This is a genomic window from Rahnella victoriana, assembly GCF_021276285.1.
In the GTDB taxonomy this organism is placed as follows: Bacteria; Pseudomonadota; Gammaproteobacteria; order Enterobacterales; family Enterobacteriaceae; genus Rahnella; species Rahnella victoriana.
Window position 1 is genome coordinate 2,510,277 of the sequence record NZ_CP089919.1, and the last position, 25,886, is coordinate 2,536,162.

Annotated in this window: 23 protein-coding genes; 14 read left to right on the top strand and 9 right to left on the bottom strand. The window is 54.1% G+C overall.

Annotated features, from left to right (window positions below; translation table 11 throughout):
• Positions 1-207: 207 nt before the first annotated feature.
• A complete protein-coding gene (locus J9880_RS11630) occupies positions 208-1,077 on the bottom strand; it encodes an MBL fold metallo-hydrolase (RefSeq protein WP_232769356.1) in 870 nt (289 codons plus the stop codon).
• A 115-nt stretch (positions 1,078-1,192) separates the two neighbouring features.
• Between J9880_RS11630 and J9880_RS11635 the strand changes: the two genes are divergently transcribed.
• Together J9880_RS11635 and J9880_RS11640 are read left to right on the top strand one after the other, a co-directional pair.
• Entirely contained in the window at positions 1,193-2,110 is a 918-nt protein-coding gene (locus J9880_RS11635; protein ID WP_119822857.1) for a LysR family transcriptional regulator, read from the top strand.
• A gap of 218 nt (positions 2,111-2,328) precedes the next feature.
• Positions 2,329-3,492, top strand: a complete 1,164-nt coding sequence (locus J9880_RS11640) for an MFS transporter (RefSeq protein ID WP_119822850.1) — start codon at positions 2,329-2,331, stop codon at positions 3,490-3,492.
• Positions 3,493-3,574: 82 nt separating this feature from the next.
• On the opposite strand, the gene J9880_RS11645 is transcribed toward J9880_RS11640, so the two are convergent.
• The 5 genes from J9880_RS11645 to J9880_RS11665 all read right to left on the bottom strand — a co-directional run bounded on the left by J9880_RS11645 (position 3,575) and on the right by J9880_RS11665 (position 10,858).
• A complete protein-coding gene (locus J9880_RS11645) occupies positions 3,575-5,842 on the bottom strand; it encodes a TonB-dependent receptor domain-containing protein (protein WP_232769357.1) in 2,268 nt (755 codons plus the stop codon).
• Between the two features lie 57 nt (positions 5,843-5,899).
• Positions 5,900-8,044, bottom strand: coding sequence for a S9 family peptidase (locus tag J9880_RS11650; protein WP_232769358.1), 2,145 nt, complete (start codon positions 8,042-8,044; stop codon positions 5,900-5,902).
• 10 nt (positions 8,045-8,054) lie between these two features.
• Positions 8,055-8,885, bottom strand: a complete 831-nt coding sequence (locus J9880_RS11655) for a cell envelope integrity protein TolA (protein WP_232769359.1) — start codon at positions 8,883-8,885, stop codon at positions 8,055-8,057.
• Between the two features lie 125 nt (positions 8,886-9,010).
• Positions 9,011-9,868, bottom strand: coding sequence for a ChaN family lipoprotein (locus tag J9880_RS11660; RefSeq protein ID WP_232769360.1), 858 nt, complete (start codon positions 9,866-9,868; stop codon positions 9,011-9,013).
• Between the two features lie 66 nt (positions 9,869-9,934).
• Positions 9,935-10,858, bottom strand: a complete 924-nt coding sequence (locus tag J9880_RS11665) for a LysR family transcriptional regulator (protein ID WP_119822845.1) — start codon at positions 10,856-10,858, stop codon at positions 9,935-9,937.
• 134 nt (positions 10,859-10,992) lie between these two features.
• Here J9880_RS11665 and lysA point away from each other — a divergent pair, with 134 nt between their 5' ends.
• A complete protein-coding gene (lysA, locus tag J9880_RS11670) occupies positions 10,993-12,252 on the top strand; it encodes a diaminopimelate decarboxylase (RefSeq protein WP_232769361.1) in 1,260 nt (419 codons plus the stop codon).
• Between the two features lie 197 nt (positions 12,253-12,449).
• Here the strand turns inward: lysA and J9880_RS11675 are convergent, their stop codons facing one another.
• Positions 12,450-12,770, bottom strand: a complete 321-nt coding sequence (locus J9880_RS11675; RefSeq protein ID WP_095923263.1) for a PTS lactose/cellobiose transporter subunit IIA — start codon at positions 12,768-12,770, stop codon at positions 12,450-12,452.
• A gap of 278 nt (positions 12,771-13,048) precedes the next feature.
• Between J9880_RS11675 and J9880_RS11680 the strand changes: the two genes are divergently transcribed.
• From J9880_RS11680 to J9880_RS11700, 5 genes are read left to right on the top strand one after another with little or no spacing between them, the layout of a single operon-like run.
• On the top strand, positions 13,049-14,392 hold the full coding sequence (locus tag J9880_RS11680) for a PTS sugar transporter subunit IIC (RefSeq protein ID WP_095923262.1): 1,344 nt from the start codon (positions 13,049-13,051) through the stop codon (positions 14,390-14,392).
• Between the two features lie 24 nt (positions 14,393-14,416).
• Positions 14,417-15,853, top strand: a complete 1,437-nt coding sequence (locus J9880_RS11685) for a glycoside hydrolase family 1 protein (RefSeq protein WP_095923261.1) — start codon at positions 14,417-14,419, stop codon at positions 15,851-15,853.
• Between the two features lie 15 nt (positions 15,854-15,868).
• Positions 15,869-16,186, top strand: coding sequence for a PTS sugar transporter subunit IIB (locus J9880_RS11690; protein ID WP_095923260.1), 318 nt, complete (start codon positions 15,869-15,871; stop codon positions 16,184-16,186).
• Between the two features lie 38 nt (positions 16,187-16,224).
• The gene (locus J9880_RS11695; RefSeq protein WP_095923259.1) at positions 16,225-16,998 is read left to right on the top strand and encodes an FCD domain-containing protein; all 774 of its coding nucleotides are present in this window, start codon (positions 16,225-16,227) and stop codon (positions 16,996-16,998) included.
• Positions 16,999-17,003: 5 nt separating this feature from the next.
• A complete protein-coding gene (locus tag J9880_RS11700; protein WP_095923258.1) occupies positions 17,004-17,453 on the top strand; it encodes a GNAT family N-acetyltransferase in 450 nt (149 codons plus the stop codon).
• Here the strand turns inward: J9880_RS11700 and galR are convergent.
• Together galR and J9880_RS11710 are read right to left on the bottom strand one after the other, a co-directional pair.
• Complete coding sequence (gene galR / locus J9880_RS11705; protein WP_232769362.1) at positions 17,450-18,457, bottom strand: HTH-type transcriptional regulator GalR; 1,008 nt, start codon at positions 18,455-18,457, stop codon at positions 17,450-17,452. The genes J9880_RS11700 and galR overlap by 4 nt on opposite strands.
• Before the next feature lie 217 nt (positions 18,458-18,674).
• Positions 18,675-19,595 (bottom strand): LysR family transcriptional regulator, encoded by a 921-nt coding sequence (locus J9880_RS11710; RefSeq protein ID WP_119822841.1) that lies wholly within the window; start codon positions 19,593-19,595, stop codon positions 18,675-18,677.
• A gap of 119 nt (positions 19,596-19,714) precedes the next feature.
• On the opposite strand from J9880_RS11710, the gene J9880_RS11715 reads away from it, so the two are divergent.
• The 6 genes from J9880_RS11715 to J9880_RS11740 all read left to right on the top strand — a co-directional run bounded on the left by J9880_RS11715 (position 19,715) and on the right by J9880_RS11740 (position 25,782).
• Positions 19,715-20,686, top strand: a complete 972-nt coding sequence (locus J9880_RS11715) for an amino acid ABC transporter substrate-binding protein (protein WP_119822840.1) — start codon at positions 19,715-19,717, stop codon at positions 20,684-20,686.
• Between the two features lie 77 nt (positions 20,687-20,763).
• A complete protein-coding gene (gene hilA / locus J9880_RS11720; protein WP_232769363.1) occupies positions 20,764-21,657 on the top strand; it encodes an L-isoleucine 3(1)-dioxygenase in 894 nt (297 codons plus the stop codon).
• A 62-nt stretch (positions 21,658-21,719) separates the two neighbouring features.
• Positions 21,720-22,451 carry a 3(1)-hydroxy-L-isoleucine 4-dioxygenase HilB gene (gene hilB, locus J9880_RS11725; RefSeq protein ID WP_095923253.1) on the top strand — a complete coding sequence of 244 codons (732 nt, stop codon included), beginning with the start codon at positions 21,720-21,722 and terminating at the stop codon, positions 22,449-22,451.
• The gene (locus J9880_RS11730; protein WP_015696055.1) at positions 22,448-23,179 is read left to right on the top strand and encodes an SDR family NAD(P)-dependent oxidoreductase; all 732 of its coding nucleotides are present in this window, start codon (positions 22,448-22,450) and stop codon (positions 23,177-23,179) included. The genes hilB and J9880_RS11730 overlap by 4 nt, the downstream gene beginning before the upstream one ends.
• 47 nt (positions 23,180-23,226) lie before the next feature.
• Positions 23,227-24,483: an ATP-grasp domain-containing protein gene (locus J9880_RS11735; RefSeq protein WP_095923251.1), complete on the top strand. Its 1,257-nt coding sequence runs from the start codon at positions 23,227-23,229 to the stop codon at positions 24,481-24,483.
• Between the two features lie 60 nt (positions 24,484-24,543).
• Entirely contained in the window at positions 24,544-25,782 is a 1,239-nt protein-coding gene (locus J9880_RS11740) for an MFS transporter (RefSeq protein ID WP_131693862.1), read from the top strand.
• Positions 25,783-25,886 lie beyond the last annotated feature (104 nt).

A 25,886-nucleotide genomic window follows, 5' to 3' on the forward strand; every position in this document is an offset into this window, starting at 1 on the left:
GGGTTGGGCCGCAGGAGTTTATTATGAGAGCCGCGAGTGTTCAATGAAGGGATGATGTGACTAAAAATGATTTAAGTGGTTTTATAGAAAATATTTTTTATAACTGAGTGATTTTTATTATCTGGCTGGTTTCTTAAATTTCTAAAAATAAAATCAAGGCAGGAGAGTTTCTGCCTTGATGCGTTTTTAATTATTAAAAAATTATATTCACTGTGGCCACTTCATTTCGCCCTTCAATACTTTCGCGCTCAGCACTAATGAAGAGTCATCTTTCAGTTGCGGATAATGTTTTTTCATGGCGGCGATCAGCGCGGCGGAATCTTTCGCTTTCGGTAATTCTTTTTCCAGCGTCAGCAGATACTGGCGGGTGAATTTCACCGATTCCAACGTTTTCGGCGCGCCCGGCAGATAATGACCTGGCACCACGGTTTCCGGTTTCAGAGCGGCAATTTCATCCAGTGCTTCTACCCACTGTTTACGCGAGGTTGGCGTTTGCGTATCTGCGGTCCAGACGTGCATGTTGTTGCCATTGACCAGCACACCACCGGCTACCGCTTTCAGCGACGGGATCCAGACAAACGTCCGGTCTTTGTCTACGCCCTGGATCTCAAACTTATGGCCTTCCAGTTCAAATGTGTTGCCTTTCAGCGGCTCCGGTACCACTACCGATGCTGGCGCGTTGTCTTTTAACTGCGATCCCCAGAACGCCAGCTTGTCGTCTTTGCTGGCGTTAATCTGGTCGACGGTGGCCTGCGTGGCGACGATTTTGGCGTCCGGGAAGGCGGCATGAATGACATCCAGCCCGAAGTAGAAATCCGGATCGGACTGGCTGATGTACACGGTGGTCAGTTTCTTGCCGGTCGCCCTGATCATCTCCACCAGTTTTTCGGCGTCATTGCGCTGGAACTGCGCGTCGATCAGCACCGCGTCTTTTTCACCGGTAATGATTTCCGACGACACCGGGAAAACGCTTTTTTCACCGGGGTTATATACGTCCATTTTCAGCGCACTTGCTGCGTGAGCGGACAGGCTGCTGCCCAGCAGGGCGGCGATCAGGGTCAGATGTTTCAGATGCATGGGTTTTCCTCAGGGGCATAAATAATCACATTCAGTCAGCCTCTACTGTACGTTGCATAATCCGCGGGAAAAACCGGATAATGCGCAACTGTTTGTTGCATAAACCGGACGAATCATGGACAGAATTACCGCTGCACAAGTGTTTGTTGCCATCGTTGAACGGGGAAGCATGATCAATGCTGCCGAGTCGCTGAACATGTCGCGGGCGATGGTCACACGTTATCTGGCGGAAATGGAAAAGTGGTCGGGCGCGCGTCTTCTGCACCGTTCCACCCGCAAACTCAGCCTGACGGATGCGGGCGAAAATACGCTGGCACGTTGCCGGAAAATGCTGTCGGTGGCGGCGGAAATGGGCAGCGTGGCGGACACCGGCGATGAAGCGTTGCGCGGAATGCTGCGCCTGAGTTGCTCGCAGTCTTTCGGGCAGGGCGCGGTGGTGATTGCGGTCAGCGAGTTTTTACGTCGCCATCCGCAGGTGAGTATCGATCTGCAACTGGAAAGCCGGGCGGTCAATCTGGTGGAAGACCGTATCGATCTGGCGCTGCGTATTACCAATGATCTGGATCCGAACCTGATCGCCCGGCCACTGGCGCTGTGTCCGTCGGTCGTCTGCGCCTCTCCGGCGTATCTGGCCGCGCAGGGTACGCCGCAGCATCCGCAGGATCTGGCGGTGCATAATTGCCTGACGTACACCTGGTTCGGCAAAAGCCTGTGGCAGTTTGAACGGCAGGGGGAACAGGTCGCCATTCCGGTGAGCGGAAATCTCAGCGCCAATGAATCGCTGGTGTTGCTGACCGGCGCGGTCGAAGGCGCGGGGATCGTGATGCAGCCTTATTACTCAGCCGCGCCGCTGATCGCCAGCGGCCAGCTTGTCGCTTTACTCAGCGGCTGGCAGCCGCAGGAAATGGGGATTTACGCGATTTATGCGTCGCGGCGGCAAATGCCAGCGGCGTTGCGTGCGCTGCTCGATTTTCTGGTGGCGTGGTTTGCCGGTCATCCGCGCTGGCTGTCGTTGCAGGAAGAAAAACGCTGACTCGCCGCAGCCCGCATCTGGCTGGAATCGGTCCCTTTTCAGTATTTACCGCATTCTTTGCAATGTATTGTTATGTAAAGATTAATCCCGATCCTGACGGATTTTCAGACAGCAAGGGCACAGACTGCGTCTGGTCAAAAGTGTGATCAACGTGGTATTTAAGCCAGTCCGGCCCAATGCCGGAGACTTTACTCATAACGATAAAATCCGGAGTTTTTATGCCCGTCGCACTCCTGGCACTGGCGCTCAGCGCGTTTGCCATCGGTACCACTGAATTCGTCATTATGGGGTTGCTCCCCAACGTGGCGGGGGATCTGAATGTCAGTATTCCTTCTGCTGGCTGGTTAATCAGCGGATACGCCCTGGGCGTGGCGATCGGCGCGCCGATCATGGCCGTGCTGACCGCAAAACTGCCGCGTAAGAAAACGCTGCTACTGCTGATGAGTATTTTTATCGTCGGCAACGTGATGTGCGCGCTGTCGTACAGTTACGGCTTCCTGATGCTGTCGCGTGTCATTACCGCGCTGTGTCACGGTGCCTTCTTCGGCATTGGCGCGGTGGTGGCGGCCAGTCTGGTGGCACCGAACCGTCGTGCTTCAGCGGTGGCGCTGATGTTTACCGGCCTGACGCTGGCTAACGTGCTGGGCGTGCCGCTCGGTACCGCGCTCGGCCAGGCTTTCGGCTGGCGTTCCACCTTCTGGGTGGTGGCGGTGATTGGCGTGGCGTCGCTGTTCGCGCTGTATAAAAAGCTGCCGGATAAGAAAGAAGAAGAGCCGACCGACCTGCGTAAGGAAATCCGGGCGCTGGGCAGTCTGGGGTTGTGGCTGTCGCTGTCGATCACCATTTTCTTTGCGGCGGCGATGTTTGCGCTGTTCACTTATATCGCGCCGATCCTGACGCAAATCACCGGCGTATCTGAGCACGGCGTCAGCTGGACGCTGCTGCTGATCGGCCTCGGTCTGACCATCGGTAACGTGCTGGGCGGGCGTCTGGCGGACTGGCGTCTCGGTATTTCGCTGACCATGACGTTCCTGATGATCGCCATATTCTCCGTGCTGTTCAGCTATACCAGCGTGCATCTGGTGGCGGCGGAAATCACCCTGTTTATCTGGGCGATGGTGAATTTCGCGGCGGTACCGGCGTTACAGGTTAACGTGGTGACCTACGGTAAAAACGCGCCAAATCTGGTGTCCACCCTGAACATTGCGGCGTTTAACGTCGGTAATGCACTGGGGGCCTGGGTTGGCGGCGCGGTGATTGAACGCGGAATGGGGCTGAGCACGGTCCCGCTGGCGGCGGGCGGACTGGGCGCTATCGGCTTCGTGCTGTGTGTGATCACTTTCCGTCGTGCGGCGAAGAAAGCGGTCAAAGCGGCGGCGTAATCCTGCCGTTGTAAACAAAAAGGCCACGCGGAAAATATCCGGCGTGGCCTTTTTGTTTCTGTTTTACCCGGTCAGGCGTGGATCAGAAACGCATTTCGCCACCCACAAGATACGTTCTGCCGCGCGCGGTATTCACCGCCATGCTGGGGTCATTCTGACCATACATCGAATTCAGTTTATTCAGCGCTTCTGAATAATCTTTATCCATCAGGTTCTGTACCGAGAATTTCAGCATCAGATTACGGTTAATTTCATAGGTGCTGTAGAGGTCGATAATCGTCGGAATATCCGGCATGTCTTCGTTTTCCAGCGCGCCGGTGGTTTCGTTGAAATTCTGATCCGGCGAGGTGCGGCGGGTTTTTCCGGTGTATTTCACCAGCGTCCCGACGGTCAGGCTTTCATCAAGAAAACGCACGCCGGTGTCGACGGTGAAATACATTTCCGGCAGTTCGTTGATGTTGCCGACGCCAAACGAACCGGTAGCAATCGACGTCGGCTGGTTGGTGTGCTCCTTGCTGAAAGAGAGCCGGGTGAAGGCCCGGCCGGTATCGTATTCCGCTTCGATCTCGACGCCGTGCGTGCGCACCGGTGACAGGGAATTAACGTAGATATACATGTTATCGGAATAGTCTTCGCTGGCGTCGTCCCAGTCGTTTTGCAGGTTCTCGCCGATGCTGCATTTACGCCCATTGCGGCACACCATAAAGGAATCGCTGTAGATATAGTTTTTGATTTTGCTGGTGTAATAGAGGGCTTTCAGGCGCAGGGAATCCTCTTCAAATAACAGATTACCCGCTGCGGAGTTAAAACCGATTTGATAGGTTTCCGCCCGCTCGCCTTTGAGGAACGGATTCATCGATGCGCCGCCGGAGTTAGAGAAAAACACTTCCTGCACGTTCGGGCCGCGCATCGATTTGCTGTAACTGACGAACGGTTCGAACCACGGGCGGATCTCCGCCGAGAGCATCATGGACGGATTAAACCCGTCTTCGGTCAGGCTGATATTCTGACCGCCCTGCGGGAAGCAGGTAACGCGCGGATCGCATGCCGGTTTATAGCCGCTGAGATCGTAATAGCTGTAGTTGAGATCAAAATTACCTTTCCAGATGCCGCGTTTCAGCTCCAGACCGGTGTACAGGCTGTAAACGTCCTGCTTGCCGGAAGGCTGGAACGTATTGTTCTCAATCGACTGCTGACCCGCGTCGGGATTATCTTCAGACCAGGCATTGCTGTTGATATCTTTGTCGTACTTATTGCGCATGATTTTGCTGCCGTAACTCCAGGCGATATCTGTTCCGGCAAAGACAAAGCGCGAGGTGTTGTTAATATCAATAGCGTCTGACTGGTTGCTGGCCTCGGTGTTATAAAACGTATACAGCGTGTTGTTATCGTATTTCTGATTTCCGCGGCTGGTGCTGAGCATTAAATTAAAATCAATCAGCTCGGAGAAAGGCGCGTAATGATATTTCAGATAAAAGTCGTCGCTGGTGATATCACGCTGGGTAAATTTATTGCCGTAATGCCTGCCGGATAATTCGACGCTGTTAAATTCATCGGGCTTAATATCCACTTTCACTAACTGGGATTTTGGATTCTGACGGTAACTTTTTTCGTAGCCGAAATCGCTGCTGCTCTGGCCGTCGCCATTTTTAAACTGCGCGTCGATGGAACTGCCGCTGATCGCCGCCATGATGCCGAAGCTGCCGGTGTCGGTGAACGCATCGGTTTTCCCGGCGACGGCCACCATGCCGCTTTCGCCAATACCGTTGTTACCGGCCGAGAAGCGGGTACGGATGCCAAACGGATTGCCGGAAAAAATCACGTCGTCCACGCCGAGGGTACGCAGGTTGGCGCTGCCCGCTAAGGCGTTGACGCCCGCCGAACCGGCGCTGGTGCCGCGTGACACATCAATGCCGACCAGGAAATTCGGATCGATTAACGCGCCGGACGCGCTGCTGGTGGAGCCGTGCGAAATGCCGCCCGGCACCGAAGAACCGTAGAAGTTTTGTGTGACGCCGTCGATCATGGTGTTGACGCGGCCAAAGCCGGACATACCGCGAATATTGACGTCTACCGTGCCCTGGCCCGGGTCAATTTGCGTGAAGGTGCCAGGCATACTGCGCAGCACCGAATCAGTAGATTGCAGGTTGGTATTTTCCCCGCGTGAACTGAATGCGCCGGGTTTGGCCATCGCCTCATGTTCACTGCTGAGTTTATCGGCCGAGACGTTCAGCGGGCTGAACGTCACGGTTTCTTTATTTTCTGTTTCTGTGGTGGTGTCAGCAAATGCCAGCGGTGCGGCCAGCACTAAACCGGCACTGAGCATGCCGGTTAAAAGGTTGTTTTTCATATTCCCTCAGGAGGCTTTATTTTTAATTTTTATTGCTCAGTATTGCGTTCCAATAAATTACAAAGCGGGGGTGCGGTTATTATTGTTGTTTTTATGATTATTATTTTTGTCCATCTGAATAATAAAACTGTATTCCTGCGCGGTATTTTTAAGCCGGTTCAGACGGCCTGATTTCCCGCCATGCCCGGCCGCCATTTCGGTGGTCAGTAAAATCAGTGACGGTCCCTGATTCACGGTGCGTAAACGGGCGACCCATTTCGCCGGTTCCCAGTACGGCACCTGTGAATCAAATAATCCGCCGGTGACCAGTAAGTTCGGATAGGCCGCCGGATGCACATTGTCATATGGGCTGTATGCTTTGATGCGTTGATAAGCCTCAGGCTCTGCCGGATTTCCCCATTCCTGATATTCGCCTTCGGTGAGCGGCAGGGTCGGATCCGACATGGTGGTCAGCACATCGACAAAAGGCACCTGCGCCACCACCGCGTGAAACAGGGCCGGTTCCTGATTGATCACCGCGCCAATCAGCAGGCCGCCTGCGCTGCCGCCTATGGCGTATAGCCGTCCGGGCTGGCCGAAACCTTGCTGCGTCAGGGCGTGCGTGGCATCAATAAAGTCATTGAAGGTATTGGCTTTATTCTCCAGTTTGCCCTGCTGATACCATTGCTGACCCAGTTCGCCACCGCCACGGACGTGGATCAGGGCAAAGACAAATCCGCGATCTAACAGGCTGATGCGGCTGGCGCCAAACGCCGGATCCATACTCATGCCGTAGGCGCCGTAGCCGTACGCCAGCAGCGGATTGTGGCCTTTGCGGAACAACGATTTGCGGTACACCAGTGAAACCGGCACTTGTACGCCGTCGCGCGCGGTGATCATCAGCCGCTGGCTGGCGTAATTCGCCGGATTAACGCCTTCCACCGGTTTTTCCTGCAACAGCGTGCGGGTGCCGCTGGACATGTCCCATTCATAAATGCGCGTCGGCGTGGTCATCGATGAATAGCCGTAGCGCAGTTTGTCGGTGTCAGGCGTCGGGTTTGAACCGAGCCACGCCATGTAACTTTCTTCGTCAAACACCACATTGCGTGTTTGTCCGCTTTTCCAGTCAATCATTTCCAGCTGAACGCGTCCCTGACCGCGGATTTGCAGCACCAGCTGATGACGGAACAGGGCGAAGTTTTCCAGATCCCGCTGCGGATTTGGTGCAATCAGCGTCTGCCAAGGCGTACCGGCGGATTGCGTTTCATACAATCCAAAATGCGGGCTGTGCAAATTGGAGCGGATGTAAAACTGACCGCGATAATGATCCAGATAATATTCGACACCCGGACGGCGGGCAGCGAACAACTGCGGGGCGGCCAGCGGTTCACCGGCAGGGATCAGCCGCACCTCGGAAGACGTGCTGCCGCTGCTGACGATCATCAGATAATCGTCAGAGGCGGTGCGCGAAAGACCGAGATAAAATCCGCCGTCCTTTTCTTCATACACCAGCGCATCCTGAGACACTGGCGTGCCGGTCTTGTGACGGAAAACCTGATACGGCATCAGCGTCTGCGGATGATTGCGGATATAAAACAGCGACTGACCGTCCGCCGACCACTGCATATTTCCCGAGGTGTTTTGCAGCACATCGTTCTGCCAGAGGCCGGTAGTGAGATTGCGCAGGCTGATGCTGTACTGGCGGCGTCCCTGCGTATCTTCGGCGACGGCCATCTGCTGATTGTCGGTACTGATTTCCAGCCCGCCAAACTGATAATAGGTGTGCCCGGCCGCGCGCTGGCTGGCGTCCACCAGCGTCTGCCAGACCACGTTGCCGCTGACCGGCTGACGCAGATATTGCGCGTACTCTTTGCCCGGCAGATAACGTTGCTGATAGCGATAACCGCGCAGTTCATACGGCACGGATTCGGTCTGCTCACCCTGACGGGCGCGCATTTCCTGATACAGGGTGTCGGTTAATGCTGCCCAGCCGGACATCACCTGGGCGCTGTAGTGATTTTCCGCACGCAGATAATTCAGGACCTTCGGATCCTGACGGCGGTCATCGCGCAGCCAGTAATAATTGTCCGTCCGGCTGTCTCCGGCCATCTGCAAAATATGCGGATGTTTTTCGGCAACCGGCGGCACCGGCTGTGCGGTGGCGGTTGCGCAGGTAAAGAGCATTCCCGCCGTCAGCAGCGTCATTAATCGTGAAAGCGTCATAGGTATTCCGTTAAGACTTGCGGCGGTTTGCGCCGCTCAGGGTGAATTCCAGCGGCATGGTCACCGGCACCTGACCGGCTTTCAGCATCTCGCCCGGCGGTTGCGGCAGCGGGCTGGCGCGTTGTAAGACGGCCAGTGCTTCGGTATCCATCGACATCGTGCCGGAGGATTTTACTAACCGGCTGCTGATCACCTCGCCGCGTTGATCAACCACAAAAGCCACCAGTGCGACGCCGGTGCGGTGACGCGAAATGGCGTCCGGCGGGTATTTCTTCAGCCGGTTGAGCTGCACTTTGACCTGCGTTTCCCAGGTCACTTTGGCGTCGCGGGTTTGTGACGAATCGCTGTTCATCGGGGCGGCGATTTTATCGGAAACCGCTGCCGTCACCGGCGGGGCGGCGGCGCTGGCTGCCGAGGCGCGGGTTGGATCCTGCTGACGCGCCTGCGTTTTCTGTACCGGCCTCGGCCGCTTTTGCTGTTCCTTCGGTTTTTTGTGTTGCTGAACCAGCTTGATTTCCGCGCTTTCATCCACCGGCGGCGTGATGTTTTTCTGTAACTGCGGGGTCATTTCCTGTTTGCTGGACGCCGCCGAATCCACCGCCTGCTGAATGCCAACGGGCAGCGGTTTGGTGGTTTGATTGTTTTCGATAGTGGCGGAGAGCGTCACCATCACCGCCGGTGGCGGCAGCTCAGCGGGCGGCTGCGCGGGGGCTGACCACAGTAAAAATGCGGCCAGCGCGCCATGTATCAGCAGTGACAATATCAGCCCCACCGTCCGGCGCTGAGGGCGTAAGACAAACGCAGCGGCAGCCGGAGCAGCGGGAAGGGAGTGAGTGGTCATTTAGTCCATTAAAATGATAATGAGATTCAATATTATTTGATAATAGTAATCATTTGTAATGGCTCTTTACAAGAAACTTTCAGTTTCTCCACACTTTTATTTCAATGGTCACAATAACTTAAGGGTTATTTTGTTGTGGATTTAGCGGCGACTGCCGGTGTGATCCAGACATAATCGGCCTGTGATTTATCCACACGCACGCCCTGTTCCGCCAGCAGCAGTACGGTGACGGAGGCGGCGGGGTTCAGATCTTTCACATGCACCGGCACGCCGATACTTTTGCCTGCGTGATAACCGCCAGCGATCAGTAATGCCGGAGCGGGGGCAGCCAGAAGGCGCTCTGCCATCCGGCGGTCACGTTGTTGCTGGATTGCCAGCATGGCGTGCAGTTGTTCTTCGCCGATATTTTGCTGGTGAGAAGTTCGGATGGTCTCGCTGATGGCGTTGCGTACATGCGGATGCGCAGAATGGGTGCCTGACGGGAACTGCGGATTTTCATAGAACGCCATGATCTCACGGCGATCCAGATTGGCAGAAAGCAGCGGATACGGCGCTTTCATGGCCGTCATCACCACATCGCCATACATCGACCAGTCCCAGCTTTTTTGCCAGTTGATCAATTCTGCGACACGGGCAGGGCGGGCGTCCGGCCCGGTTCGCAGCCAGGCTTTTACCTGATCCACTTTCGGCTGCTGATCCGGCGTCAGCATTTCCATTAGCACGCTGCCCTGGGGCCGTACCGACGGCAGGCTCTGCACCAGCCAGTTTTCGATCTGATGATGTGCCGGGTTGTTGTGTTTTTCGCCGACGATCACGCGGGGTTCAGACGCCAGTTTGCTGAGTAACTGCGCGGGGGAAAGGGTTTCGCCGGTGCGTAAATCGGTAATCATGCCGTCCGGCGCAGCCGCAGGGCTTGCGGCATGGCGGGGAGCGGTGGAGCAGGCGGTCAGTGCCAGAATAGCCAGAAGTAAAAACTTGTTCATGGGGATCCTCATTTTCCATAGCGGGACGCTGCCCGCATGTTATGGATAATGATTATCATTTACAAGTCACCGCCGAAGCGCAGCCTCCAGGCGTTGTGCAAAACGTTGCGCCTGCTGATGGCAGTGTCCGATGAATGTGGTGACCAGCGCGGAAGCGGGGCGATGCAGCGGGCGGATCAGGCTGACGGTGAACGGCACGGCGACGCTGAATTCCCGTAATACGACACCGTTTTCACAATAATCCAAAGCCGTCAGCGGGTTAACGATGGAGACCCCCGCACCTTCGCGCACCATGCTGCACACCGACGCCGCGCTGTGGGTTTCCATCACCAGCCGCCGCGCCACCTGTTGCTCCGCAAATAAGCTATCCAGCAGTTGCCGGTAACTGTCGGTCGCCGACAGGCTGATAAAATTCAGGCCGCTGAAATCCCGGGGCGTGAGTCGCGGTTTTTCAGCCAAAGGATGCCCGGCAGGCAGCACGCAGACTTCATTCAGCGTCAGCAGCGTCTGGCGCTCGGTTCCGGCGGGCGTCTGGGTGTTTTCCGTCAACCCTAAATCATGGCGCTGTGCCGACAGCCATTCTTCCAGCAGCGGTGATTCCTGCGGGACAATATTGAAACTGACGTCGGGATAACGGTCGAGAAACGGCTTACACACTGACGGCAGCAGCGACTGGCTGAACACCGGCAGGCAGGCGATGGACAACTGCGCCTGCTCGAACTGGCGGATGCCTTCCGCCGCGCTGACGATCCTGTCCAGCCCGTAATACGAACGCTGCACTTCCTCAAACAGCCGCAAACCCTGCACGGTCGGATACAACCGCCCGCGCAGGCGCTCGAACAGTTGCAGATCCAGCAGCTTTTCACAGCGCGCCAGCTCACGGCTGACCGTCGGTTGTGAGGTACTGAGCAGCGCAGCGGCTTCGGTCAGGTTGCCGGTAGTCATCACCGCATGAAAAATTTCGATATGGCGCAGGGAAATGGCGGGCATGATGTGATCCGGTGAACAGAGATAATAACCCATATCATAAATGAATAGACTGGCCTGAAATAGATATTTTATCGCCGGTCGGCCACACGGCATACTGAGGGAAATATGACTGAATTCACCTGACGGAAAATCTTATGCCACGCGCCCTGAACGACATGTCGACCGCGCTTAATGCCGCGAATTTACTGGCTCTGCCGCAACAATTTGGCTGCCCTGTGTGGGCGTATGACGCGGAGATCATCAAAGCGCGCATTGCGCAGTTACGTCAGTTTGATGTGATCCGTTTTGCGCAAAAAGCCTGTTCCAATATTCATATCCTGCGCCTGATGCGTGAGCAGGGCGTGAAGGTCGATTCCGTGTCGCTGGGCGAAATTGAACGCGCGCTGGTGGCGGGTTTTATTCCCGGCCGCGAAGACAGTGAGATTGTGTTTACCGCTGACGTGTTGGATCAGCCGACGCTGGAACGTGTGACGGCGCTGGATATTCCGGTCAATGCCGGTTCCATTGATATGCTCAGCCAGATTGGTCAGCACAAAGCCGGGCATCCGGTATGGCTGCGCGTGAACCCCGGTTTCGGCCACGGTCACAGCCAGAAAACCAATACCGGCGGCGAAAACAGTAAACACGGGATCTGGTATGCCGATTTACCGCAGGCGCTGGCAGAAATCGCCCGTTACGGTCTGAAACTGGTGGGCATCCATATGCACATCGGTTCCGGCGTGGATTACGGCCATCTTGAGCAGGTTTGCGATGCGATGGTGCGTCAGGTGATTGAAACCGGACAAGATATCGAGGCGATTTCTGCCGGTGGCGGTTTGTCGATCCCGTATCATTTTGAAGAAGAAGCCATTGATACCGGCCACTACTTTGGCCTGTGGAACCGGGCGCGTGAGCAGATCGCCGCGCATCTCGGGCATGAAATTAAACTGGAGATCGAGCCGGGACGTTTCCTGGTGGCGGAATCCGGCGTGCTGGTGGCGCAAATCCGCGCGGTGAAAGACATGGGCAGCCGTCACTTTGTGTTGTGCGACGCGGGCTTTAATGACCTGATGCGTCCGGCGATGTACGGCAGTTATCACCATATTTCGCTGTTACCGGCCGATGGTCGCGATGTGAGCGGACAACCGCTGACGGATGCGGTGATCGCCGGTCCGCTGTGTGAATCCGGCGACGTCTTTACCCAGCAGGCAGGTGGCGGAGTGGAAACCTTCCCGCTGCCGCCGGTCAATATCGGCGATTATCTGGTGTTCCACGATACCGGCGCGTACGGCGCATCAATGTCTTCAAACTACAACACCCGTCCTTTGCTGCCGGAAGTGTTGTTTGAGAATGGCGTGCCGAGACTGATTCGTCGCAGGCAGACGGTGGAAGAGTTAATTGCTTTAGAACTGTAATCTTTGCTCCTGAATATCAGCGATGGTCTGCTTCGCTCCTCCCACTGCGAAGGGGGAGGTTGGGAGGGGGTTTTAAATACAAAGCAATGAGTTAAAGCACACTTTGAATTTAGTTTTTGACCTTAATACCCCACCCCAACCCTCCCCTTCGCAGGGGAGGGAGCTGATCGGGCGACCTTTACTCTTTCGTGTTGAATTTACTGTTTATCAAACATCTCTTTTCTCAGTAACACGATCTCTTCTGCCAGATCACGGCACAGCATGGCGGTCATCAGATGGTCCTGCGAGTGCACCATGATCAGATTCACCGGAATTTTGCCCACGCCTTCATCCAGGCCGATCAGTTGCGTCTGGACTTTATGCGCGACACGCGCCGCGTCGTCCGAGGCTTTCAGCATCGCATCGGCCTGTTCCCACTCTTTTTTACGTGCGTGCTGAATGGCCATCATGGCGTTAGAACGTGCTTCTCCGGCGTTGATCAATAACTCCATCACCGTTTGCTCAAGATCGAATTCCATCGAAAACTCCAAATTGGTATACCAGAAAAGTGTGAATTCATCATATTGGAATTCCAATATTCACATGTGAGAACGCTGTCACAGAAATTAATTCGTATTCCGCTATTTTTTGGCATGCCACATTACGCATTTATTCCCGAAATATGGCCGACAGGATGATTTACAGAACCGGAATCTGACTCAGCTTCGTGCGACACCTTTAATTCCTCATTCAATATAAAAGGTGAAGACGAAACCAACACCTGTGAAGTATAGAAAAAAGAAAATGAGGTGCTGTCATGTCACTGAAAGACCGTTTTATCGATTCTCTCGGGGGATTCGCCAATACCTTTAATAGCTTCAGATACATCATGGCTATTAAGGCGTCTTTTATCACGTTAATGCCCGTCATTATTGTGGGGGCATTCTCAGTTTTAATTTCAAATATGGTGATGGATCCGAAAAACGGATTAGCTCATTTTGAAATGTTCTCCTGGCTGGCAACCCTTAAGCCAATCATGAGCAGTATTAACTACGCCACGCTGAGTTTTCTTACCATCGGCGCGGTGTTTTTAATTGGTATTGAACTCGGGAAAATTAACGGCTCGCGGTCGTTATTTCCCGGCCTGCTGGCGGTGATTTGCTTTATTGCCGTTACGCCAACCACCGTCGATATGATGGTTAACGGCCAGATGCAGGAAGTGAAAGATGTGCTGGCAAAGCAGTTCTCTGATACCAAAAGTCTGTTCCTCGGCATGTTTATCGCCATCCTGTCGGTGGAGATTTATTCCCGTCTGGAACGGGTGAACGGCCTGCGCATTAAAATGCCGGAAAGCGTACCGCCAAACGTGTCGGCGTCCTTCTCGGCGTTAATCCCCGCCATCATTACCGTGGTGCTGGTGGCCACATTCGGCTTTGTTTTCCATCGTGTCACCGGCATGTATTTGTACGACGCGGTGTATCAGGTGATCCAGCGTCCGCTGGAATCGGTGATGCAAAGCCTGCCGGGCATTCTGCTGCTGATGTTTGTCGCGCAGTTGTTCTGGGTGATTGGGATCCACGGCAACCAGATGATTAAGCCTATCCGCGAACCGCTGTTGCTCGGTGCCATCATGGTGAACATGACGGCGTTTGAGCAGGGTCACGAGGTGCCGAACATCATCACCATGCCGTTCTGGGATGTGTATATGAGCATCGGCGGCTCCGGCTGCACCATCGGTTTGCTGCTGGCGGTGATGATTGCCACCCGCCGCAAAGAGATGCGCGAAATCGCTAAATTGTCCCTCGGGCCAAGCTTCTTCAACATCAATGAACCGGTGATTTTCGGCATGCCGATCATGCTCAACCCGATCCTCGCCATTCCGTTCATCATCACGCCGCTGATCACCGGCACCATCGGCTATTTTGCCACCAGCCTCGGATTCGCCGGGCGCGCGGTGGTGATGGTGCCGTGGACCACGCCGCCGGTGATCAACGCCTGGTTGTCGACGGCCGGTTCCATGGGCGCGGTGATCACGCAGATTGGCTGCATTGTGGTGGCGGTACTGATTTATCTGCCCTTCGTGAAAGTGGCCGCGCGTCGTGCCGATCAGGCGCAACTGGAAGCCCTGCAACAGAGCCAGAAACAGGCCGCCACGGCGTAAACCATCCGCAAAAAGAGGGACGTTATGAGTAAGGTTTCCATCGCCATTCCTGACGGATTTATTCTCGGTGCCGCCGCCTCGGCGTGGCAGACCGAAGGCTGGAGCGGCAAAAAAGACGGCCAGGATTCGTATCTGGATCTCTGGTACAAGAACAACCGCCATGTCTGGCATAACGGTTACGGTCCGGCGAAAGCCACCGATTTCATCAACCGCTATCAGGAGGACGTGGCGCTGATGAAAGCCAGCGGGCTGAGCCATTACCGCACGTCAGTCAACTGGTCGCGTTTTCTGACCGACTATGAACTGGGCACGGTCGATGAAGAGTACGCGGCCTATATCGACAGCCTGCTTGATGAGATGAAGCGCAACGGCATCGAACCGATGTTGTGCCTGGAGCATTACGAATTACCGGCGTTTCTGATCGAAAAATACGATGGCTGGAGCTCGAAAAAAGTCGTCGACCTGTTTGTGCTGTATGCGGAAAAAGTCTTTGAACGCTTTGCCGGAAAAGTCAGCCGCTGGTTTACCTTCAACGAACCGGTGGTGGTGCAGACCCGCGTGTATCTGGATGCGATCCGCTGGCCGTTCGAGCAAAACACCGCGAAATGGATGCAGTGGAATCATCACAAAGTGCTGGCGACCGCCAAAGTCGTCGAGCTGTTTTACCGCAAGGGATACAACGCCTCAGGCACGGTCGGTGTGATTTTAAATCCGGAAGTGACTTACGCCCGCTCAACAGCGGCGCACGATCAGAAAGCGGCACATTTATACGATTTATTCTATAACCGCGTCTTTCTGGACCCGATGATCAACGGGGAATATCCGCAGGAGTTGCTGGAATTACTGGAAAAACACGGTGTGCATTTTGAGTATTCAGAATCGGAACTGGCGGTTATCCGTAATAATACGGTGGATGAAGTGGGGATTAATCTCTATTACCCGCACCGCGTGAAAGCGCCGTCCCGTGAGTGGAATAAAGAGACGCCATTCCACCCCGCGTATTACTACGAACACTTTGAATTACCCGGCCGCCGGATGAATAAATCGCGTGGCTGGGAAATATACCCGAAAATTATTTATGACATGGCGATGCGCATCAAAACGGATTACGGAAATATTTCGTGGTTTGTGGCCGAAAACGGTATGGGTATCGAAAATGAGGGGCAATTCCGCGATACAAAAAGCGGGGAAATTCAGGACGATTATCGTATTGAATTTATTGCCGAGCATCTTTACTGGACGTTAAAAGCGCGCGAGGAGGGCGCCAACTGTCAGGGATATATGCTCTGGGCCTTTACCGATAATGTGTCGCCGATGAATGCCTTTAAAAACCGTTACGGTCTTATTGAGATTGATCTTGAGAACAACCGTGATCGCCGTCAGAAGAAATCATCTCACTGGTTTAAATCGCTGAGTGAAAGTGGTGTGTTGTCTTTAACACTCGATGATCAGGAAAAATAACCTAAGGAAAACACTATGAAACGAATCGTTTTAGCCTGTTCGGCAGGGATGTCCACGTCGCTGGTGGTCACCAAAATGGAAAAAGAAGCCGCTGCCCGGGGTATGGAATTCCAGATCTACGCCATCCCGGAAAACAATCTGCGCGATGAACTTGAGGCGTATGGGCGAGATATCGTCGCCGTGCTGCTCGGACCGCAGGTGCGCTTTAAGCTGGCAGAGAATAAAAAACTGACGGATGAACATGGCATCCCGATCGCCGTGATCGACATGGTGGCGTACGGCACGTTAAACGGTGCAAAAGTGCTGGATCAGGCGCTATCTCTGATACAGTAACATCCGGTCTTTTTTGTTTTTTGCATCAGGGTGATTGTGTGGAAAAAGGTGTGGTTTCGCAGGACAGAAAGCAGTATCAGGAAATCGGGCACGACCTGCGTGAGCAAATCAAGCAAGGGCATTTCGCTGTAGGATCCCGCCTGCCGCCCGAAAGGAACATGGCGGAAACCTACGGTGTCAGCCGGACAATTGTGCGCGAAGCCTTACTGATGCTGGAACTGGAAGGCACGGTGGATATCCGTCAGGGTTCCGGTGTGTACGTGATCCGCATTCCTTCTCAGGAAGAAGGCGAAGACGAACTGATGTATCAGGGGCAGATCGGCCCCTTTGAAATCTTGCAGGCGCGGCAGTTGCTCGAAAGCAATATTGCCGCGTTTGCCGCCAAAATGGCCACCAAAGCCGATATCGAAAATCTGCGCCGGACGCTGGAGCAGGAACAAATCGCCATCGTCGCCAATGACGAAAGCGGCGATAACGACCGGTTGTTTCATCTGCTGATTGCCGGTGCGACACAAAACCAGATGCTGCTCGATTCGGTGAAAAATATCTGGATGCACCGGGATTCCAGCCCGTTGTGGAAACAGTTACACAGTCATATCGCCACCCGCGGTTACCGCCTGAAATGGCTGGCTGATCATCAGAATATTTTGGCCGCACTGCGCCGCCGCGACGTCATGGGCTCGTATCAGGCGATGTGGCAGCACATGGAAAACGTCAAAAATACCCTGATGGAATTGTCGGATGTCGATGCGCCGGAATTCGACGGCTATCTGTTTGAATCCGTGCCGATTTTTCAGGGTAAGCTGGTCTGAACAGGATGCAGATTATTAACCTGAGCGAACGCCCTGAATTTCAGGATGCGGTGACAGACTGGCTGTGGCAGGCATTTGGCAGCGAAAACAGCCGTGAATTCTTTGCCAGCGTGGTGAAAAGCGGTCTGACCGGCGCGGATTTGCCGCAAACTTTTATTGCCCTTGATGGCGACCGGCTGGCGGGCACCGTCGGGCTATGGCGATGTGATCTGATCAGCCGTCAGGATCTGACGCCGTGGCTGGCCGCGTTATACGTGGATGAAGCGTTCCGCTCACGCGGGCTGGGGCAGCAGTTACAGGCCTTTGTTCTGGAACAGAGCCGCCGCAGCGGCTTCCGTGAACTCTATCTGTACGCTGAATTTACCGGCTATTACGAGCGTTTTGGCTGGAACTACATTGGCGATGCGCTGGATTATCCGGACAAGCCGGTACGCGTCTATCACCAGTCACTCTAGGCGTTTGACGGGCTGCTGACCGAGTGACGGCGCACCAGCGTCGGGCTGAACATATGGGTGGTTTCCGGCAAAGGCTGACCGTTTGCCAGTGCCAGCGCCAGTTGCGCGGCCTGATTCGCCATCGCCACCACCGGATAACGCACCGTGGTCAGACGCGGGCGCAGGTAGCGTGAAATCAGCACATCATCAAAGCCAATCAGCGAAATCTCGCCCGGCACATCAATACTGTTATCGCTTAATACCGACAGCGCACCGGCGGCCATCGGGTCGTTGTAGCAGGTCACCGCCGTAAACCCTTTCCCCAGTCCCAGCAGATCCGCCATGGCTTTTTCGCCCCCGATCTCATCCGGTTCCGCGTAAGCAATCAGCTTGTCATCGACAGGAATGTTGTGCTCGGTAAGGGCGTCGATATAGCCCTGCAGGCGGTCACTGGCATCGGAAATGCCGTGGTTGGAGCATAAAATCGCGATGCGCTGATGTCCGGCCTGGATCAGATGACGCGTCGCCAGCCAGGAGCCGTAGCGGTCATCAAGCGCGATACAGCGTTGCTCAAAGCCCGGTAAGGTGCGGTTAATCAGCACCATGCCCGGAATTTGCTGCATCAGGCTGATCAGTTCATCCTCCGGCAGCATTTTGGCGTGAACCACTAACGCCGCGCAGCGGTGACGGATCAGTTGCTCAATGGCCTGACGTTCTTTTTCAACGTTATGGTAGCCGTTACCAATCAGCAGAAAGTTACCGGTGGCGTAGGCCACCTGTTCGACCGCTTTCACCATTGCGCCAAAAAACGGATCGGAAACATCGGCCACGATCAGCCCCAGCGTTTCCGTCGCCTGTTGGGCGAGGGCACGGGCGTTGGCATTCGGATGATATTGCAGATGCTGCATGGCGTTCTGTACGGCTTCCCGCGAACTGTCACTGGCTTTCGGGGAATGGTTGATCACGCGTGAAACGGTCGCAACCGATACGCCAGCCAGTTTTGCTACATCCTTAATTGTCGCCATAACACTTCCGTTTTCCGTGAGGGTAATCGTTTACACCAACCAGTTTTGCGGAAAAGAGCGGTGGCTGCAAGGAGGATGATCGCAACTTTGGGATGCAAGAACGATGTAACAGAAAAAATTCGTGCAGCTTTTACGCCCCGCCGTGCGAAAGGGCGGCGGGAGCGGGGGAGATGGCGAAACGCGTGGCCCACGTAAACGTCATTCCCCTTGCTTCTGACTACACCTTTCCTTCTTCCTTAATCCACTGCATAAAATCATCGATAAACACTCTTGTTTTAAGCGGCAGCAGTTTATTGGGCAAGGTGATGGCGTAGGTGTTGCGCGGCAGGGGATTCTCCACCCGCCATTCAGGCAGGACGCGACGTAATTTACCATTAGCGATATAGCGGTTGGCGATGAAGGTGGGGATCAGCGCAATGCCGACACCTTGCAGGATGGCATCAATCATGGCGTCGCTGTTATTGATCATCAACCGTGGAACCAGCGTCACAGTCTCCATGATTTCATTGTGCCAGAAGCGCCAGGGACCGCGAAATTGCCGTTCATCGGGGAAAAAAATATTGTGTTTGATGAGACCTGCCGGGAAATCCGGCAGCACTTCGTCGTAATCCGCAGCACAAACCAGCACGTAATCGATAGGCATCAGGGCGCGGGCGACCATGTTCTCCGGCGGGCTTTCGGTGACGCGCAGTGCCAGATCGTAAGCGTCCTGCGTCAGATTCGTGACCCGATCGGTCAGCGACAGCTCAACGTTTATTTCGGGATAGCGGCGTAAAAAAGCGGGCAAAAAAGGGGTGAGGAGGATCTTACCCAGGGTGTTAGGCGCGGTGATCCGTAAAACACCCTGAGGGGTATCGCTGAAGCTATCCGCCCGGGAGAAAAGGGTCTGCGTAGCCGAGAGTACCGTCAGCGCCTGCTGGTAAATTTCCAGTCCGACTTCGGTGATGGCGACAGAGCGGGTCGAGCGGGTAAATAACACCACATTGAGGCGTTTCTCCAGCCGGTCAATCATCCTGCTTACCGAAGAGGGAGCCAGCGACGTCTCCCGTCCTGCCGAAGAAAAACTCCCTTTTTCAACCACCTGGATAAAAACGGACAAACTGGGAAGCAGTTCGGCTAACTCATTTGTGCTTTTCACGCATAGCTCTTTTGTTTCTGGAATATCTATCCAAATTATCATCAAGCCGTATGATGTTCAACAGAGGCAATCTCCGGTGCGGATTGGCCATAATAGTCAATTTATTTAGTAGGTTAGCTATGTTAAACCAAACGGTTGTTGAACGGATACGCCAGCATGATGTGCTGAATGTTGGGGTTAGTCTGGGTTTTAAGGGATTGTCGTTTCGTAATGCATTACACAATAGCTGGGAAGGATTCGACATTGATTTAGCCCGGGCGGTCGCAGTGGCAGTATTAGGTGATGTCGGAAAAATTCATTATATGCCGTTGCAGTCCGGTGACCGGTTTCGGGCGCTGCGTGACGGCGTGATTGATCTGGGGTCATTTAATTCCAGCATCACCTTCCAGCGTGAAGCAGAATCAGACGTCAGTTTTGTTCATCCGATGCTGTTTGATGGCGAAGTGCTGATGACGCCGGCGAGTAATTTGCTCGAACCCGTGGAACAGGCAAGTTATACCCGCGAGCGCCGGATAGCGGCCATGCGCGGATCCACCACCGAAGAGAACCTGAAACGTTACTTTGGAAATTTAAATCTCTCCTGCGAGATCCGCCTGTTTGATTCGCCGACGCAGGCCCGTCAGGCTTATCAGCAAGGCGAATGCAATATCTACTGTCTCGATTCCTATTTGCTGGCCGGTGAACGTGCGCAGCTGAGAGACAAAGAAGCGCATATTATCTTGCAGGATCGCATCTCGCTGGAAGCCATGTCACCGGCAGTGTCCTCTCATGACACGCAGTGGCTGAAAGCGGTGACCTGGATCATGCGTACGCTGATAGAAGCGGAAAACTTGCAGGTCACCAGCAAAAACATTCTTGAAATGAGTCAGGAGGCGACGGGTTACCTGCACACCTTCCTTTACCCGTCAGAGCAGCATTGTAAAAATCTGGGGCTGCGTCCTGATTTTATCCGCGCGATCATTCATCAGGTGGGCAATTACGGTGAAATATTCCAGCGTAATTTGGGGAAATACTCAGAGCTTAACCAGCCGCGCCGCGATAATAATTTATGGTCACAAGGGGGAATGCTGTATTCTCCTTTATTCATCTGATATCTGATTTATCCAGACCCTTTTAATAACAATTTTTTGTGCGTTCATTATTTTAATATTTCTTTGGCAGGAACATCATGAGTGAGTTATTGGCTGAAAAACAGCAAGAGATAGTATTGTCCGGTTCAGTAAAAAATAATTTCGGTTATTTAGAAACGCAGCCTGATAATGTCGATTTTAGCATTATCAAGAATATTATTCTGCACGGTCATCATCAGGGTAATGTTCTGTATATCATCCGTAATTTTGCGAATAAAAAAATCTGTCAGGATGTGGCTGAAAACTTTAATCAGATGGTGAATCGCAACGGGGGCGGAAACCGCGCCGATGACGGTTTTGTTCTGACCAATCAGATTGGCGCCACGCAGTTTTCACGTAACGGTGAAAACTATATGGCGGAAGTGAACCGGGTCAACGCCAGTGTGGCAGAACTGATGTCCGTCGCGGACAGCTATGCCACCGAATCGCTGTTCCTCAACCGCACGCTGGAAGATTTATTCCTTGATGAAGGCATCCATTTTGGTCCGGCGCGTTATAAGAATTCTTACGCCTGTTTTGCCACGTTCCGCCGCTGGCTGGATAACGGTGTCATGTCGCTGATGCCTCATGAAGACCGCGCCCAGCTTAAGTTTGCGCAGCAGGATGATTTTGAAATTGCCGATGCCATGACGGTGACCGCCTTTAATGTGTGCCTGGAAGCGGCGCAGGGCGGTGGCGAATTGAAAATGTGGAACCTGGATCCGGATGAGCCATGCCGTGCCCGCTTTGGCGTGACGGACACCGGTTATCCCTATCCTCCGCAGCTGTTGCAGGGCGTGGAATCACTCTCCGTGCGACTGAATGCCGGGGATATTTACTTCATGAACGCCTGCCATCTGCACGGCGTCAGCAGCGTGAGTCAGGGAAGTCGCCTGACGGCCGGGCGCTTCATTGGCAGACTCAATAATAGCAAAGTGGTGTACTGGACCTAGCGGAAGTGAATTAATCATGGTGATTCATTCTCTCTTTGTCCTGAATTAATAACGAGTCTTATATGGAACATGTTAATCATCTTGCCGCCGGAGGATATGCATTTATTCCCGGCAGTTATTATCAAACGTTGCCTGATGTAAATTACGCGAATAAAGATATTTTTCTTTCTGAACTTGAACAGTTAAAACTGGCGTATGAACAACTGACACTGGATCCTTATTCTGCGGGAAATCGCTGGCGCGGTTATGCGCAATGCCGTCGCAATCCGCAGGGTGAACTCAGTTTTGGTCATTTTACGGAATATAAGCAAACTAAAAAATATAATCCGGATACCGGCGGTATTGTTCGCCATTATCCTTTGCTGCCCGAAAATATTACCGCTAACCGCCTGATGCAGGCGATTTTGCAGGATGACATCGCTTTTGTTGAAGCCTACGGACGTATCGGGCCAATGGAAGAACTGAGTGTCGGCATTCATTTATTCCGCTATGAAGCGCAGTGCGATGCACCCGCGTACAGCTCGCCCGTCTGGCTGCATAAAGATGATGAGGATGTGGTGTTTGTGCACCTGATCCATGCCTCCGACAACATGCTGGGAGGCGACAATCTCATTGCCCCGAACCCTAAAAATATTGAGCGGGTGCTGCGCCTCGAGGCGCTATTCGACACGCTGGTGGTCAATCACGACAAATACCATGCCGTGACACCCATCGGCTGCCGCCAGCCGGGAGAGACGGCACTGCGTGACATCATTCTGGTGACGTTCCAGCGCACGATGAAGGAAGCAGCATGAGCCTGAAACATAAAGCATTTATCACGGGCGCCTCCAGTGGTATCGGTCAGTCGATGGTGGCGGCCTATCTGGCTGCCGGTTATGCGGTAGAGGGCATTGACTGTTCCCCGTCCGTTTTCGCCAATGAACCTGACTACGTTCATCACCAGCTGGATATTACCGATTCAGTGCGCCTGGATGGCGTGTTTGAAGCAGCAGAATACGCCAGCGATAACAATGTCTTAATAAACTGCGCCGGTACGCGTGAAATCTGCCGTATCGATGAATTATCCCTCTCACTGTGGGAACGTGTTTTTGCCGTCAACGTGACCGCCAGCTTTGTTGCCGGACGTGCATTCTGTCAGCAACTGGTTCGCCATAACCTGCCCGGCAATGCCGTCAATATCGCCTCGGTCTCCGGTCTGATGGGCGAGCCTGACCGCACCGCCTACGTCTCATCAAAGCACGCCGTGATCGGCCTGACGAAACAGCTGGCGCTGGAATACGGCAAACATCACATCCGGGTGAATGCCATTGCACCCGGCGTTATCCGCACGCCGCTCACTGAACCTTACTATGACAACCCGGCACAGATGGAGAAGATCCAGCGGGGTCAGTTCCTGCCTGTGCTGGGCGAAACGCAGGATGTGGCACAAGCGGCAATGTATCTCACCTCTTCTGATGCGCGATTTGTGACCGGCTCCACGCTGGTGATCGATGGCGGCTGGACGATTGGTAAAGACCTTTAATCCGATGGCCGGCATAACGGCCACAACTGACCTGCAGGAGTTTTACGATGAACAACACCTATATTTTGATCCTTGGCGGCGAGTTTGCTTTACGTGAGCGTGTGCTGGCGGGGGCGTTACGTGCCTCAGGCGGAATGCGGGTACTGACGATGGCAAAAAACCGCACCACGCCGACCATCAAATTTTTCGACGGCTTTTTACCGGGAGATGTCGCCGATGCAGAGGCTGTGCTGCGTGCTGTACAGGCTCATCAACAAGAAACCGGTGAAACCCCTGCGGCGGTGATCCCGATGAACGACTTCACCGTGCGCGCCGCCAGCCTGCTGACGGAGCATTACCAGCTTCACGGCAATGATTGCCAGACAATCACCAACTGCCGTGACAAATTTGTGATGAAGCAAATCCTGCAAGATGCCGGTCTGCCGGTGCCTCGCTTCGCTGCGTTTCGCACCCTCAGCGAGCTGAAAAACCTGATCGCAGAGTTTGGTCTGCCGGTGGTGATTAAACCGCGTGAACTGGCGGGCAGCCTGGGCGTGTTGAAAATCAGTCACGAACAGGAAATCGAAGAAGTGTTTGCCCGCTGCGTTACCGATGTGATTTCACTCAATGGTGAATCCTTTGCGCCGGAAGACTTGTTCCAGGTCGAGGAATATGTTCCGGCCTGGCAGGAAGTCAGCGTGGAGGTGATCAATCAGGGCGACTATCACCGGGCCATGGCGGTAACCGACAAATATCTCGGTGAAGAGCCGAACTTTGTCGAAGTGGGCCACAGTATGCCGTCGCTGCACAGTGACAATCAGGCCCTGCGTGACATCGCTGAACGCGCCTGTCATGCCCTGGGGATCCGTTACGGGGTGGCGCACTTTGAAGCCCGTATTACGCCAGCCGGTGAGATCAAAATCATCGAAGTGGGGGCGCGTACCGGCGGCGACACCATCATGGATCTGGTGGAAAGAACCTACGGCATCAACCCGTATGAACTGCACGTACTCAGCCATCTGAACAAACTCAAACCGCTGCCGGAGACGCTCGAGCCGCGCGGCCTGAGCGCCGTCGCTTTTATTAAAGCCGACGTGGGCGTGATCGAGAAAATCACCTTGCCCGCCAGCCTGCCCGATCATGTGGTGAATATGCAGGTTACCGCTAAGCCGCTGGATCTGTCGAAAAAGCTGGTGTCGTGGAAAACCCGTGAAGGTTCCGTCGAGTATTTCTGGCCACAGCGTGCCGCAGAACCGGGTTTTGACGAGCACTTAACGATTGCTGATCAATACGCTCGTTCGCTGTTTACCCTCCGTCAGGCCTGATATCCCCCGAGCCACCTCATGCGGGGTGGCTCCCGAACTTTTTTTAAGGAAAGCAACGATATGAACAGTGATCGTTTTGGATTAAAACGTTTCGTCTTTTCCCGCTTTGCCGGGTCACTGTGCGATCAGTTTCTGCTGTTTGCCGTGCCGCTGGCGATTTTGAAAGCGACCGGTTCCCTTACCTTTTCCTCGCTGGCATTCGTGATTGAATGGCTGCCGCGCATTCTGTTTTTCCCGCTGTCAGGTTTTCTGGCTGACCGTATTAAGCCCCGTTTTATCTTCTTTAACGTGGAAGCCGGACGCTGCGTGTTAATGGTGGTCGCTTTCCTGACCCTGACCTTTCATCCCGGCGCCACATTTCCGGTGCTGGCGGTCATGATGGCGCTGCTGTCGGTGGCCTATGTCCTGAACTTTGTCGCCACTGAGGCGCTGCTACCGCGCCATATTCCCGCAGAGACGCTGCCGAAAGCCCATTCCATGTTACAGGGTGTCGACCAGACCACGCAGGTTCTCGGCCCGGCGCTGGCAGTGGCCATTTCCGTCTATGGTGGCGTCGGGGCAATTTTAGCCTGCGCCGCCGTGCTGTTTGCCGTTTCTGCCATCAACTATCTGTTCCTCGAAACGCATGACCTTGAAGTGGCAGAGAAGATGAGTCTGCGTTCCATTTTGCAATCCAACATGACGGCGATTCAGGTGCTTAAGCAGAATAAAATCCTGCTGCATCTGTGTGCGCTGACCTGGGTGGTGAATCTGGTGTACGGTGCAGCGCTGGTGGTGAGTGCGGCGGTGATCCTCAAAGAGTTTCATCTGCCTGAGAGTTACTTTGGCGTATTACAGACCTCGGCGGCGCTTGTCACCATCGTGACGTTTTTCTTTGTGCCGCGGATTGCCAAACGCTTCGGGCTTTCCACGCTGGGCACCCTGTCGTTTTGCGGCATGATATTGTCAGGTGCGCTGATGTCGCTTTCACTCGATTACGCGATGTATCTGGCCGGTTACGCCTTACTGATGGCGTTTGACGGCGCATTCAGCGTCTACCTGCGCACCTTACGCAGCCAGATTATTCCGCAGAAACATCTGGGGAAAACCATGGGGCTGATTGGTCTGATGAATATGTGTTCGGTCCCCGTGAGCGGTCTGGCGGTGACAGCACTGGCAGGCAGCTTTATGCCGTTGCAAATCATCGCCATCATTTTGATTTTTGCGCTGATCTTAGGATTGATGTTGATCGTCATTGGCCGCCGCGCGTTCGGCTACAACAGCTGGCTACCGCCGGTCATCGCGCAGCCGCAGGCCTGAAAGGATCATCTCTTTTCAAACGATAAATAATGGGGAGAAAATCCCCTTTTCGGTTTATCCACATTTGTGCTTTGAGTTATCAGCGCAGTGAATGGTATTTTTAA

Excerpts from the sequence above, each read along its gene's own strand:
- J9880_RS11630 (WP_232769356.1), bottom strand. The coding sequence starts at position 1,077 with ATGCATCTGAAACATCTGACCCTGATCGCCGCCCTGCTGGGCAGCAGC.
- hilA (WP_232769363.1), top strand. The coding sequence starts at position 20,764 with ATGAGTGAGTTATTGGCTGAAAAACAGCAAGAGATAGTATTGTCCGGT.
- J9880_RS11735 (WP_095923251.1), top strand. The coding sequence starts at position 23,227 with ATGAACAACACCTATATTTTGATCCTTGGCGGCGAGTTTGCTTTACGT.
- J9880_RS11715 (WP_119822840.1), top strand. The coding sequence starts at position 19,715 with ATGTTAAACCAAACGGTTGTTGAACGGATACGCCAGCATGATGTGCTG.
- J9880_RS11645 (WP_232769357.1), bottom strand. The coding sequence starts at position 5,842 with ATGAAAAACAACCTTTTAACCGGCATGCTCAGTGCCGGTTTAGTGCTG.
- J9880_RS11635 (WP_119822857.1), top strand. The coding sequence starts at position 1,193 with ATGGACAGAATTACCGCTGCACAAGTGTTTGTTGCCATCGTTGAACGG.
- J9880_RS11650 (WP_232769358.1), bottom strand. The coding sequence starts at position 8,044 with ATGACGCTTTCACGATTAATGACGCTGCTGACGGCGGGAATGCTCTTT.
- J9880_RS11700 (WP_095923258.1), top strand. The coding sequence starts at position 17,004 with ATGCAGATTATTAACCTGAGCGAACGCCCTGAATTTCAGGATGCGGTG.
- J9880_RS11655 (WP_232769359.1), bottom strand. The coding sequence starts at position 8,885 with ATGACCACTCACTCCCTTCCCGCTGCTCCGGCTGCCGCTGCGTTTGTC.
- galR (WP_232769362.1), bottom strand. The coding sequence starts at position 18,457 with ATGGCGACAATTAAGGATGTAGCAAAACTGGCTGGCGTATCGGTTGCG.
- J9880_RS11640 (WP_119822850.1), top strand. The coding sequence starts at position 2,329 with ATGCCCGTCGCACTCCTGGCACTGGCGCTCAGCGCGTTTGCCATCGGT.
- lysA (WP_232769361.1), top strand. The coding sequence starts at position 10,993 with ATGCCACGCGCCCTGAACGACATGTCGACCGCGCTTAATGCCGCGAAT.
- J9880_RS11680 (WP_095923262.1), top strand. The coding sequence starts at position 13,049 with ATGTCACTGAAAGACCGTTTTATCGATTCTCTCGGGGGATTCGCCAAT.
- J9880_RS11740 (WP_131693862.1), top strand. The coding sequence starts at position 24,544 with ATGAACAGTGATCGTTTTGGATTAAAACGTTTCGTCTTTTCCCGCTTT.
- J9880_RS11665 (WP_119822845.1), bottom strand. The coding sequence starts at position 10,858 with ATGCCCGCCATTTCCCTGCGCCATATCGAAATTTTTCATGCGGTGATG.
- J9880_RS11685 (WP_095923261.1), top strand. The coding sequence starts at position 14,417 with ATGAGTAAGGTTTCCATCGCCATTCCTGACGGATTTATTCTCGGTGCC.
- J9880_RS11660 (WP_232769360.1), bottom strand. The coding sequence starts at position 9,868 with ATGAACAAGTTTTTACTTCTGGCTATTCTGGCACTGACCGCCTGCTCC.
- J9880_RS11690 (WP_095923260.1), top strand. The coding sequence starts at position 15,869 with ATGAAACGAATCGTTTTAGCCTGTTCGGCAGGGATGTCCACGTCGCTG.
- hilB (WP_095923253.1), top strand. The coding sequence starts at position 21,720 with ATGGAACATGTTAATCATCTTGCCGCCGGAGGATATGCATTTATTCCC.
- J9880_RS11730 (WP_015696055.1), top strand. The coding sequence starts at position 22,448 with ATGAGCCTGAAACATAAAGCATTTATCACGGGCGCCTCCAGTGGTATC.
- J9880_RS11675 (WP_095923263.1), bottom strand. The coding sequence starts at position 12,770 with ATGGAATTCGATCTTGAGCAAACGGTGATGGAGTTATTGATCAACGCC.